Raw genomic sequence first — 12,715 nt, 5'->3', positions numbered from 1 at the left:
TCGGTCCGGTTTAAGTAACTTGGGGCGCAGGGCTCGCGCGACCGGCCAGCATGGCCGTTCGCGTGAGCGCGTCTTGCACGGAAAGCGCGAGCACATGGCGTGACTCACGCGTTGCGAGATGGCATGCCAGCGCCACGGCGGTCATGTCGGCCGCAGCCCCCAGGTAGCCCAGGGTGGCGCAGACGGAAAGGTTGCTCTCGAAGGGCACATGGGGCAGCCGCTCCTGCACGAGCTTGGCCACTTCGGTCACGCGGCTGGCGCGGTGGTCGGCATCGCTCACCACCCAGTCGATGGCCTCGGGCTGCAGCGCCGAGGCCGCCAGCAGGCGTTGGGCGAAGAGAGCGAGCAAGTCCGCGTTGGGCACGCGTGCCGTGTCGGCCGACTCCTCGCGCTGGCCGCTCGCGCAACGCGACAGCAGCACGGTGTCGGGATTGGCAGGTGCAAACAGCGTATCGCCGGCACGCGCAAGCAGCAGGCCTGCGGCTGCTTCGCCGGGCACGCGGCCATTGCGGCGCGCCGCCGAATGCAGCAGGCCTTCGACCTCCCACCTGGCGATGCACTCGCCGGAAATCGCGGAGTCTGCCGCCAGCGCCATCCACAGTGCGGGCCGTTGCTCGCGATGAAGCGCGATGCTGATGCGGTCGAGCAGCGCCATGGCCGAAACGCCGGGCTCGCTCTTGAAGCAGTCGACAGCCCAGTGCTGCGAGGGGTACGCCTCGCGGGCCTGTTGCTGCACCCACTGCGTGGCGATCGTGCGCTCGCTCTCGGTCCACGCACCAGGCAGTAGCAGCGAGATGCACAGCACCGGCGCGGCCGCGGCGCCGGGAATGACTTCGCCGCTCGACACAAAACGCCCGGGCGCGCGCACCAGCAGTGCATCGCCCGCATTGACGATGGCACCGGCAGCGGAAGCCAGCAGTTCCTGCAGCACGTCCGACATCAATTGGATGGCGCGCAGCCTGTCGTCGGGCAGCGTGTCTGCATCCAGGGCACCTGGCGTTGACAGCAGCGTCTCGCGCAGGTGTTCGCGAAGTTCGTTCGCATCGATGTCGGCAACACAGCCTGCGAGAACCGGAAAGCCTTCGTTGTCGCGAAGCTCGGGGACCAGGTCGGGCATCTGCGCCTGGCCAACAGCGACGGCTACCGCTTCTGCGTCATTGCCGCGCGGCGTGTGAAGGCCGAAGGCGAGCACGGCCATCTGCAGGCGCTCCTGCTGCGCATCGGCTGCACTTGCGGTCGATGCGCCGGTGCTCGCACCGGCCACTGCAACGGATGCACCGCGTGCCGCCGAAGGCAGTGCTGCGGCGGCCGGCGCGCCTGTGAAGATCCGTCGCAGCACCACATAGAACACCACCAATGCCAGCGGCAACACGATGAGGTAGAGCAGGATGTCGCTCGTGCTCGGCATGCGCGCGGTGAAGTTCCAATAGACAACCACGATCACCCACACCGTGATGAACACGGCGCAGAACATGAGGACGGGCTTGATCAGTCGCGTCAGCATCAGAAGTTCGCGGATGCCAGTGTCATGCGACGGCGCACACGGTCGCCGTGCCGCAAGCCATACGTGCAGCCGATCGGAGAGGCTTTGTCATTCGGATGCGGAAGCGATCTGGCTGGACAGCAGCGTGCAGCCGCACGCGCTCTTGTCGCCGTGCCGTGCCACGCGACGGCCATCGAGCGTGACGTAGCGGCTTCCCGTGACGATCGGGTTGACGCCGTGGCCGGGAATCGGACATGACACCAGATCACCGATGCGCGCCACACGGCGTTCATCGATGCTCGTGTTCTCGGATGCGGTGATCACGATGCCGCCGTGGTCGGTCTTGTCATGCAGCACGATCCATGGCCGATCGTCATCCGCTGCGGGTTGATCCTCATCCATTCGAACTCCCCCTTGCTTGCCTCGTGGTTTGTCGATGCAACAGATGCCTTTGGCATTCAATCGCGTGGCAATTTGAAACCGGGCTTGCGGTACTCCACGTGACCGTAGTCCTTGAAGGACCATCGACCACCCCAGACCAAGCCCACGGACTCGGCGACTTCGCCATAAAGACGGTAGCCCTCCATGGCCCATGGGTCTTTTTCAGAGATCACCAATTTGCCATTGCGAAAGAACGCGTTGTCTGCCGCAAGTCCGTACTGATGATAGCTTTGATTGGCCTTGGCCAATGTCACTGTATTGCCCAATGCAGCGAGTTTGGCCTGCCGTTCGGGGCTGCGATAACCCTCGAGCAATGCGAGGTCGTAGCCATGCTTCTCCTTCATGATCTTGTAGACCAGCAGCAGGCGATTGCGAAAGTCCGCATCGAGAACAGCCCAGTCGCGACTGCCCTCCTTCGTGAGCGGACGCACCTGCTCGACCTCGGCCGTTGCAAAGACTTCAGGGGGCAAGGGCTGCGGCGGCACCAGTTGCTCGCCCTTGAGCAGCGCCTCGATCTTCGGATCGCTCGTGGTCGCCCAGTCGTCAAAAAAGAGAACACGGCCGGTTCCGAAGGCCACGCTCAGCATCACCGGAACAATCAGCAGGCCCATGCCAGAAAGCAGCAGATAACGATGACGTACTGCAAAAATACGCACACCCGAACCACCATCGCGCACCAACTGAAAACTTGCTTCGGACACTAATCCGAATCGATGGCCAATCTTGATGAAAAAGACTGCAATTGCAGTGGCAATTGCGACCGTCGTTCGCAACACACGATCGCGAAAAGAAGGGAACAAGAAGATGGCAAGCGCGGCCACCATCAGGGCAAAATAACAAAAGAGAGTGAAGAAGATCAACGTTGTTTGAAGAGTGCAATTCATTGTATGAGTCGCTCACGCATTCAAACCCGTTGCGCGCAACAACTGCATCCATGTTGCAACGTTGCGTCGTTATCAGTCACACCATAAAGCCGCGGGGAGAGAAGATATGCCTGCTTTCGGGACCACCCATCCATGATGGGCGCGCCAGACGCCAACAAGGGGCGGCCGAGCCTGCTCGGCTCGAACGAAGCCACCACAGCGGCATCGCCTGCTGCACCCAGTGGCGAATCCACGCGTGTGCTCGCGCAACTCGGTGGACACAACGCCGACAAGCGGTCTTTCATCAAGAGACCCAGCGTGTGGGCCACGCTGGTGCTGCTGATCGGCGTTGGGGGTGCAACGACCTACCATTTGCAGCAATCCAGGCGCGCCGATGCTTCGGTGAATGTTGCAGCCGCCACGCCGGTGGATCCGGCACCGGCCGTTGTGGCTGCGCCTTCGAAGCCTGAAGCACCTGCAGCCGCCGCCACTGCGCCCTCCCCCGCAACGCCGGAGCCCACGCCTGCGCGTATCGTCGAAAGCGACGCGTCCTCACAGCAGCAGCAATCCACACCCTTCGCGGCGATCGGCGCGCAGCCCATGGTCGCGCCGCCCGCCGGAAAGTCCGCGCACGTTGCGGCCAAGCCGCCTGCCAAATCGACTGCACGCACCGACAAGACGGCCACTGCTGCGGCAAAGAAGCCGGAGCACGTTGCGTCCAAGCAGCCCACGCGTGCGGCAAACAACAACAAGCCCGTCAAGACCGCCGCCAACGCATCGAAGACACCGCGACGCGCCGGCGACAGCACGCAAGCAGCGTCGCGCCCAGGCAAGCCCGATCCAGACACCGACCTGCTGACCGCCCTGCTCAAACGCAGCAAGACATCAGACCCCGCGCCGCAGCCGTCGGCGCTGACCGAGGTTGCGGCGGATTGCAAGTCCGGCCAGCGATGCAAACCATGAGCGCCCGTGCCAACGCGAATCACGACAATGCCAACGGCTGACCGCAGCACGCTCTGGGCCGAACTCAGCCAGACCAACCGGCTCTACCGTCTCGAGGTTCCAGGCGCTTCATCGAATGCCAGCATCGACGCCTTGCGCGTCGAAGGCTGGGTGCAGCGCGAGGCCGTGTCGCAGCCGTTCGAGATGCGCATCGTCTGCCTGAGCCTGCGCGCGGACCTCGCGCTCACTTCGATGATCGACCAGCCCCTCACGTTGATCACCGTGCTGGCCAACGGCTCGCTCGGCAAACGTACCGGGCTGATCCGCGCGGTGGAATCGCTGGGCTCCGATGGGGGCCTTGCGCGTTATCGGCTCACGCTCGTGCCGTGGATCTGGCTGGCCACGCAGCAGGGCCGCAGCCAGGTGTTCCAGCAACGCTCCGTGGCCGACATCATCGAACGCGTGCTCGCGCCTTATGCCGATGCGGGCAGTTGGGCCTTCTCTTCCGAGGTCAGCGGCTTTCTCGCCGATGCGCCCGTTCGCACCTACTGCACGCAGTATCGCGAGAGCGACTTCGATTTCTTCTCGCGCCTGCTGACCGAAGAGGGTTTGGCCTGGCGCATCGAGGAAGACGAGAAGGCGCCCATGGGGCACAAGCTCGTGATCTTCTCCGCGAACGATGCGCAGCCGGTCGATCCGGGTTCACCCATCCGCTTTCATCGCAAGAGTTCGCAGGAGAGCAGCGACGCCGTGCAGGCGCTGGTGCGCCGCATGCGTCAGTCCGTGGCGCAGGTGCACCTGAGCGCATGGAACGTCGACGGCAAGCGTCAGCTTGCGGGCAGCGCCGCCGCACGGTTCGCAGTGGGCGGCAAGAACGCACCGCGCATCGAATACGACGACGTGCTCGGCCTGAACGACCACAGCCGCGGCTGGGACAGCAACCGCACCCTCGAGCGCTACGCCGGCCTGATGATGGAAGCGGCCGAATGCCGCGCCGACGTGATGCTCGGCCACAGCACCGTGCGAACGCTGCGCGCGGGCACCCGCATCGACATTGACGATGCGCCCGCGCTCGGCCTGCAGGCGAAGCCCTCGCTGCTGCTGGACACCGTCGAGCATGTGGGCATCAACAACCTGCCGAAGGACACCGCCGCATCGATTGCCGCGCAACTGGGCGATCTGTCGGAGCACCTCGTGTTCGACATGCCATGTGCGTCCGTCACCTCCGAGGCCGATGTGTTCGGGCTGGTGTCTGCGGCCACGGGCAATGCACACGAAGACGCGAACGACGTCCACCCGCAGGCGCAAAGTCTCGCGGCCGCGAAGGCCCTTGGCTACGCCAACAGCTTCTCGGCCGTGCATGTGGCGCGCCCCTGGCGCCCTGTGCTGGCGGCCGCCGACGGCGCGCGGCTGCACGCCAAGCCCACGGCCAGTGGCGTGCACAGCGCGATCGTGGTCGGCCCCTCGGGCGAGACATCGCCCAGCGGCGCCGACGAGCTCTATTGCAACGATCGCGGCGACGTGCGCGTGCGATTCCACTGGCAGAACAACACGGCCGGGAACACCGGTGGCAGCGGCGACAACGCACAGGACAACCGCAGCACCCGTTGGATCCGCGTGGCCCAACGTCAGGCCGGCCCCGGCATGGGCTGGCAGTGGCTGCCGCGCATCGGCCAGGAGGTGCTGGTGAAGTTCGTCGACCTTGACGTCGACCAGCCCGTCGTGGTCGGTGCGCTGTACAACGGACGCGGCGACGGCGGCATCGCCCCCACGCCCGGTGGCGCATCGCGCAATCGGGAACGCTCAGGACAAAGCCAGGAGGCCGATGTCTTTGCGCAGGCCCACGACGCAGCGCCCAGCGCACAGGCCAACCTCGCCGCCGGCCATGCGCCGGCCTGGCACGGTGCCAGTGCAGACGACAAGGGACATCGCAACGCGGCTGCGCTGAGCGGCTTCAAGACCAAGGAGTTCGGCGGTGACGGATTCAGCCAGTTGGTGTTCGACGATTCGAACCAGCAGTTGCGCGTGCAGTTGCATGCAAGCACGGCGCACAGCCAGTTGAACCTGGGGCATCTGATTCATCAGGCCGACAACTTCCGCGGCAGCTTCCGAGGCCAGGGACTGGAGCTTCGCACCGATGGCTATGCCGCATTGCGCGGTGGCAAGGGCGTGCTGCTGAGTACGTACCACGGTGCGGGTGGAAAGCGCCTTGAGCCTGTGGGTGACTTCGCCCCCGGCATGGCGCTGCTCAAGCAGGTGCAGCAGTTGGGGCAAGCGCTGAGCGAAGCCTCGATGAAGCACGAGACCGTGCAACTGGCCGGACACATCGGCGCCGACAAGAGCAACGATTCGCGGCTGGACAAGGAGCGCGCACCTTATGCAGCAATGCTGCATGCGGTGAGCGGCATGGTGACCGGGGATGCGCTGGATACGGCCTATTCGGATGCGTCGGGCAAGGCTGTTGCAACCGGCGATGGCAAGGTACCGCATACGACCGATGCGGTGATCGCGCTGGCTGCGCGTGGCGGGCTGGCGATGGTGGCCGGGCAGCAGTTGCAGATCGTGGCGGGTGAGACTGCGACGTTGGCCAGCGGTGGGGACATCAACCTCGCGCTGGCTGATGTGCTGAGGGTGCACAGCGGGCAGGCTATTGGGTTGCTGGCTGGCGCGCAGAAGGCGGATGCTGAAGCGGGGCTTTCGATCATCGCGGGCAGTGATGATCTGGACTTTCAGGCGCAGCACGATGAGCTGCGGGTGCAGGCCAAGGATGCGTTGAAGATTGCCAGTACTGACAAGACAGTGGAGTTCGCGTCGAAAAAGAAGATCCGCATCGCCACCGCGCAAGGCGCATCGATCACGCTGCAGAACGGGGACATCACGTTCGAGTGTCCGGGGAAGATTACCTATCACGCGGTGCAGCGGAAGCTGGCCGGGCCAACGCGGGGCAGTTATAAATTGCCTGAATTTCCGCGCTCCGCATTACCTCCGGGCCAACCTTTCAAATTCGATCTACGGATCATCGACACCGCAGGGCCACTGGGAGCTCCGTTGCCCAACGTGCCTTGGCGTGTCGTAGTTGCAAGTGCTCCAGCAAAAGCATTGATGTCGAGCGAAAAAATCTTGATGGGCAAGACGGGCAATGACGGAAAGGTAAAGCTGTCTACTACCGAAGAGCAGGAACTGCTTGAGGCATACAACAAGAATCCAGGGCGTCTATGGCTGATCGGAGGAATGAAAGTGCGTGAAGTCGCTTTGACGCATGAATTGGAAGACTGGACCGACGAACAGCGCTTCGATCACGCACTGGATGCGATGGGGTATTCGGACACCTTGGGACCGACCGGTCGCAACATCAAGGATCAAGTGCTGAACGGACTCTCTCGCGAAGAGCACAAGAGCTCCACTGGCGAAAAGCTACTTAAGAAGATCAAGGGCTGAAGAAAAAATGGCATCCGCTCCGCCAGAACCCAAAGTAGAGATCGACCGCACCGTGCATCAGGTCTGTATGCCTGACGGCACCCCCTATGAGGGTTATGCAACTTCATGTGTATGGGTCAGCGAATCCGACCCGTATCCAAAGACGGATGGCAATTCGGTGGTCCCGTTGCTCACTGGAGAGGACTACTACAAACAACTGGCGGATGCTATTGCGCAGGCAAAAGAGTCCGTCTACATGCTCGGTTGGCAAATCAACTGGGATGTCATGCTCAAACCCGCCGAGAAGCTTCGGCTCTACGATGCAGTACTCAAGGCAACGTCCGCGAACCCTCAGCTCAAGGTGTACGTATTGCCGTGGGACGATTCAGCGCCTGTCACCACAGGCGACGATGAAACGGTCGCGGTATTGAAATCAATCAATTCCCAGTTGGCGGGCAATCCGCAAGTCTTCGCGCGAATTGCTGTCGAGCATCCTGACGCCAGTGCAGGAATGAACATGTTCTACAGCCACCATCAGAAGCAGGTGGTTATCGACAATCAAATTGCCTTCATTGGTGGCATCGATGTGTGCTACGGCCGCCGCGATGGCAACACATTCCCACTCGATGCCAAGGATCGGCTGGGCAATGATGCTTACAACGGTTGTGTCCCACGCTTGCTCTCGGTCAAAGAGAGTGACTACGTACAAGGGCTCAACACCATGTATCTGCAGTCATCCGGCGGGAACAGACCGGCGCCCCCGGGAATGGCGTCGAGCAATCCCTACGACGCCTTGGCACAACAGGCGCAGCAAGGACTTCAGGCCGGCAAGGTCGAGTACCCGACCGGAGGGATGATGCTCGATGCCACACGCCAGCCACGCATGCCGTGGCAAGACGTTCATCTCAAAATTGAAGGTCCAGCCGCGAGCGACCTTGCCAGCAACTTCGTGTTACGGTGGAACACGGCCAAAGGAAGTGGCGAACTTGCCCTACCTGCTGAGGCCAAAACGTATTCGAAGGCAGGGAGTTGCAGCGTCCAGATGCTGCGCAGCGCCTCTCGCGTCATGGTGGATCTGGAGGCCAAGACCGCCAAGCCAGCCGATCGGTCGAGAGTGCATCAGGCTTTCGGACACAACCACAATCACCATGCCATGGTTCGCCTGATCGAACACGCCGATCACTTCATTTACATCGAGAACCAGTTTTTCACTTCTGCGTTTGGAACACCCGGATTTGGAGATACGGCTTCCACCACACTTGACCCCTCGCAACCCGTGTCATCAGTCACTGGCTATGTCGCGAAGTGGGGTTCGCGAGCAGTTGTCGGAGATGCCAGTGCCCCACCGACCAATAAGATCTGCGAAGCACTGGGCGCAAAACTCAAAGATGTCATCCTGAATGTTGGCAACCCCTCCCCCGACGGCAAGACATCCAACTTCCATATCTACATCACGGTTCCAGTGCATTCAGAAGGTCTATTGAATGACCCCGCGGTGATGACGCAAGTCCATTACACACAACAGACGCTGGTGTTTGGAAGTCAGAGCCTTGTCAACCGCACGAGACGCGCGATCAAAGCCCGGCAGCTCCTTGACCAGAAGGAAGCCAACTACCTGCGTGCGTTCGACGACAAGAACAGCGAATACAAGGATGTCCCTATAGAGTATTGCTGGCCGTACATCACGCTGCTGAACTTGCGTACTTGGGCAAAGCTAGGTGACCGTTATGTGACGGAGCAGGTCTACATCCACACAAAAATGATGGTGGTGGATGACCGCTATGCCATTGTGGGCAGCGCAAACGTCAACGATCGCAGTTTGCTGGGCAATCGAGATTCGGAGTTGGCGGTGCTGGTAATGGACACTGACTACACATACGAGGATATCGGAGCTGCCGAGGGGATTACCGTCACACGCAAGTTCGCGCGCGAGTTACGCAAAAGCGTCTGGAAAAAAATATTTGGCATTACCGGTGGCGAAAGGCCGGCCAGCGAGTTGCAAGCTGCAATAGACAAGCCGGCAGCTCAGGCCAGCCGAGAACGAGTACGTCTCCAAGCCGAAAAAAACAGCAAGATATACGACGCCGCTTTCCCGTTCATTCCACACAATCCGCCACCCAAGAAATCAGAGGAAGACTCGCCTCCGAATGTCTCGATCTGGCCCACTATCAGGATGGAAGACGGCAAGAGAGTTTCAGGTCTGATGCCGTTTGATGATGCATTTTGGAACACCCCTCAACACGCCGCAGGAGTTGCTCAACTCGCCGAGATCAAGGGCTATCTCACCTTGTATCCTCACCTCTGGACGCAGGGCGAGAACAATAACAGCGGCATGCACAGTGCCCTATTTGTACACAACGAGACAAAACCGAAGGATGCTCCAGCTCGACAAGCTTCAGTACCGCAAGGAGATACCAGCGAAAGGACGACATGAAGAAGCGTGACGCGGTCACAATGCTTTCGCTCATGCTGATTTGCGCACTGGCGCATGGGCCCGTCTACGCTCAGGATGCTGCTGGAGTGCGGCGCACTGAGTGCGTGGGCTATCAGACCATTGAAGTCCCGGGAGATATCGAGTACGCGACTCTGCCCCCAAATATTTCACCAGCGAACGGGGGAGGCTATAGATTTGACACTGGCGCTGGCGTCTGGAAAACATACCAATTGGTAGACAGTGAGGGGGTATTCGACGCAGATGAAAGTTCCAGATCGATTCATTCTTCCAGCTTAAACAGCGCCGCAGGCCTCCAATCACAACTATTGAAACTCAATAGAAAACGGCAACAGCAAAAAGACATCGTGCTTGATCACGCCGACATGCTCGCAAGACATAGTGATATGGATCCAGGAGGAAAGCTTAGGCAAGCAGACCTGGATGACGCGGCCGCCTTCCGTTTTTATCAACCGTACGACGGTGGAAATTCCTTCGGATTCATCAATGGTTCAGGTAAGTTCAATTTTTCCACATTGGTCGGCAATCACGTGGTATCTGCCAGTAGGAAGCTTGAAGGCACGCCGGAACAAACGATCGCAAAATTCCTGAAGTTCTATCGCGCCCGCATGCCGTTCGAAATTCCATCCGAACCTGGTGTGTGTCTCCCCTATGGCTTCATGACCGGCGAGAAGAAGCCCGCCTATGTTGCCGTCTCTTTCCGTCTCACAAATCGTCCCGACATCGTGGTGTATTTGAGCGACAAGGATGCCTCGGGCGCGGACAGCATCGATCCGGAGAAATTCGTCAACGAAGCGGTGCAGCGAGGCTACTTCTATGGAGCCAAACTCACAGAGCCTCTCGACGGTCGCATGCGGCCGCTTCGCCCTGTCAATGTAGATGGGCGAAAGGGTCTTGGTGGAATGGCGCTCATCACACGCGACGTTCTCAGTGAGCCGCCAGTCCACAACGAAGCCAACAAGAACCAGGACTGGGGCTATCTGGCTTACATACCAGGCGACAAGAACGCACCGCCCGGTACTTCTTCCAATCTCATCTTCAAGGTCGAGCGTTTTGGTCGCTTCGCCAAGACGTCCATGACAGAAAATGAGTTTCGTGATTTGGTGAAAAACATTGCGCAAAGCATCAAGCGCAGGCCAGGAGCATGGCGTGCGAGTTGACATTTTTGGAACACGCAGACCTTGGTGTTTGGCACTCAAATTTTGCTCAGCGGCCCACGCCGATACTTGAAGACGCGCGAACTCATGGGCAAAGACCGCACCGGTGGGCTTCAGGGCCGCGACTACAGCGGTGCGCGACACGACGATAACGAGGACTACGAGAGTATCCCACTTGAAAAATTCTTTGAGTACGTCACGCTGTTTAACTCACGCAATTTGGCCAAATCAGATCAAGGGATTTATTGCGGCATTTCCTATTGAATGGACCAAGGGTGAGAACATACGATTTGAGCACTCCGCCGCACTGATTGCTGATAGAGAAAAGCTACCAAGCATGAAGTCCGATTCAACTTCAATAGCACAAAACACTAACTCTGGCGCCGAGGTGGTTTGAGATTGAAGACCGTACAACAAACCGCCCTTTTGCGCGCAGCTACTGCATCGCTTTGCATTGCCACGTCAGCGGTCGGATGCCATGCGCAAAACGCCAAGACTGCACCATCCAATTGGATTACAGACTGTGTAGGCCGAATGCAATTGAGCATGCCAGGCCAGGTGGAAGTTGCCGCCTATTCCGCAAGCTCGTTAGAGAAGCTATTTCAACCAATTGTTGAAAATGGCAATTTCGAATTTCAAGATGGGCAAGTTGCTGGTTATTCGGGGTCCTCTTACAACGCACCCCTGCGCGTAACCCACTCGCTTTCAGAGGCTCAAATAAAAACCCTGCTTATCCAAGCAAAAAAAGGTGAGGCCCGGACGCGCGACTTCATCATGAAGAAGCAAAAACCTCCGAGCAGCGATGCTCCTCGCTTCGAAGACCTTGAACTGGTACAAAGGGGTGGCGTGGCATTTCGAGTCAACGCGAGCTATTCACTGACAGTCCCTGTTGGATCGCATTTACTTTATGCCGACGTTTCTTATCCAGGCAAGGACTGGTCGTCGGTGCGTGGTGAATTCGAAGTGCTCGCTTATGGCTCCGCTCTGCGCGCAATCGGGGATGTTCCAAGATTGCCTGGCATTTGTTTGCCATATGTCTTCATCAAAGATGGCGGCTCTGCGCGCAGATATGTTTCGACGACATATCGACTGATGGAGCATCCTGACGTCACGATCATGCTTCGAGACAGCAAGGCTGAATCGATCTCTCGCGACACAAATCCCGACAAGGTCACACCAGAAGCGCAGATTGATTTTTTCTGGCGGCAGTCTTATCAGGATCCAAAACGCATGGAAAGCATATGGCAGTTTCTACGCCCAATCAAATTGGCCAATGTCAGCGGTAAAGCGAGCCTTGTTCAGCTCACCCGTTCGGACGATCAAATTGATTATGGTTATCTTGCCGTGGCGGAGGGCGATCCAGATGCCGAGGAAGATACACCCAATCTCATGCTTTATGTGATTCGTGATGCGAAGAACGCTAAGGCCAAGGGTATCGAGCCATTAGACAAAGACGAATTCATCAAGCTCGCTCAAACCATCGCGGCAAGCGTGAAGCACCGGCCAACCGCCGAATAATAAGGTTGTTGGATTTCACTGATCTCTGATCCTGGATTCCCATCGAGTACTGACCCACCCGTTTGTGAGCTTGAAGGCTTCGCGGTGTGGATAAGTGCCTGATGTTCTCTTTTATGTGGATCTGTCGCAGATTGTGCTGCTTTTCCCATCCATTGCTTGCCTCGATCGCGAGCTAGGTCACTCTAGCTTCTCGGCATATGAATCGAGCTTGCATGAGCTTGTTCGCTTGACGTAGCGCAATTTTTTTCCCCATCCACAAGTCCTTTTTTACGGTGTTGCGAGACAGTCCTGTGCGGCTATCTATCTCGCGAATGGACACCTGCTCGGTAAGCGGATGGGCGCTCCATCTTGACGGTCCCGATCAGCGGTTGCCCCTGCTGCAGAGTCAGGTGAGCGGTTGCCAGCGATGTGGCAGGAGATCGTCAATTCGGCTGTTCAGGTG

9 protein-coding genes and 1 pseudogene are annotated in these 12,715 nt (G+C 59.2%); 6 read left to right on the top strand and 4 right to left on the bottom strand.

The annotated features are described in order from the left end of the window. Window positions 1-10: 10 nt before the first annotated feature. The 3 genes from ACSFB7_RS30050 to ACSFB7_RS30040 form a co-directional block, all read right to left on the bottom strand. Window positions 11-1,504, bottom strand: coding sequence for a hypothetical protein (locus ACSFB7_RS30050; RefSeq protein WP_435475985.1), 1,494 nt, complete (start codon window positions 1,502-1,504; stop codon window positions 11-13). Between the two features lie 87 nt (window positions 1,505-1,591). Next, entirely contained in the window at window positions 1,592-1,885 is a 294-nt protein-coding gene (locus ACSFB7_RS30045) for a PAAR domain-containing protein (RefSeq protein WP_435475984.1), read from the bottom strand. 56 nt (window positions 1,886-1,941) lie between these two features. Beyond that, window positions 1,942-2,784 carry a M15 family metallopeptidase gene (locus ACSFB7_RS30040; RefSeq protein ID WP_435475983.1) on the bottom strand — a complete coding sequence of 281 codons (843 nt, stop codon included), beginning with the start codon at window positions 2,782-2,784 and terminating at the stop codon, window positions 1,942-1,944. A 156-nt stretch (window positions 2,785-2,940) separates the two neighbouring features. Here ACSFB7_RS30040 and ACSFB7_RS30035 point away from each other — a divergent pair, with 156 nt between their 5' ends. From ACSFB7_RS30035 to ACSFB7_RS30010, 6 genes are all read left to right on the top strand, one after another. Further along, window positions 2,941-3,750, top strand: a complete 810-nt coding sequence (locus ACSFB7_RS30035) for a hypothetical protein (protein WP_435475982.1) — start codon at window positions 2,941-2,943, stop codon at window positions 3,748-3,750. Window positions 3,751-3,777: 27 nt separating this feature from the next. Then, the gene (locus ACSFB7_RS30030; protein ID WP_435475981.1) at window positions 3,778-7,167 is read left to right on the top strand and encodes a type VI secretion system Vgr family protein; all 3,390 of its coding nucleotides are present in this window, start codon (window positions 3,778-3,780) and stop codon (window positions 7,165-7,167) included. A gap of 7 nt (window positions 7,168-7,174) precedes the next feature. Continuing rightward, entirely contained in the window at window positions 7,175-9,580 is a 2,406-nt protein-coding gene (locus ACSFB7_RS30025) for a phospholipase D-like domain-containing protein (RefSeq protein ID WP_435475980.1), read from the top strand. Then, complete coding sequence (locus tag ACSFB7_RS30020) at window positions 9,577-10,758, top strand: T6SS immunity protein Tli4 family protein (RefSeq protein ID WP_435475979.1); 1,182 nt, start codon at window positions 9,577-9,579, stop codon at window positions 10,756-10,758. Before ACSFB7_RS30025 ends, ACSFB7_RS30020 begins: the two co-directional genes overlap by 4 nt. Window positions 10,759-10,842: 84 nt before the next feature. After that, entirely contained in the window at window positions 10,843-11,019 is a 177-nt protein-coding gene (locus ACSFB7_RS30015) for a hypothetical protein (protein WP_435475978.1), read from the top strand. A 135-nt stretch (window positions 11,020-11,154) separates the two neighbouring features. After that, window positions 11,155-12,273 carry a T6SS immunity protein Tli4 family protein gene (locus ACSFB7_RS30010; protein ID WP_435475977.1) on the top strand — a complete coding sequence of 373 codons (1,119 nt, stop codon included), beginning with the start codon at window positions 11,155-11,157 and terminating at the stop codon, window positions 12,271-12,273. A gap of 183 nt (window positions 12,274-12,456) precedes the next feature. Here ACSFB7_RS30010 and ACSFB7_RS30005 read toward each other — a convergent pair. Beyond that, a pseudogene (locus ACSFB7_RS30005) lies at window positions 12,457-12,622 on the bottom strand (IS21 family transposase); the annotation flags it as partial. Window positions 12,623-12,715: the final 93 nt, after the last annotated feature.

The sequence above is a fragment of the Variovorax raffinosi genome (assembly GCF_051216615.1).
Classification (GTDB): Bacteria; Pseudomonadota; Gammaproteobacteria; order Burkholderiales; family Burkholderiaceae_C; genus Variovorax.
Note: the sequence above shows the minus strand (reverse complement) of the source record. Positions and strands in the feature narration are given on the sequence as shown.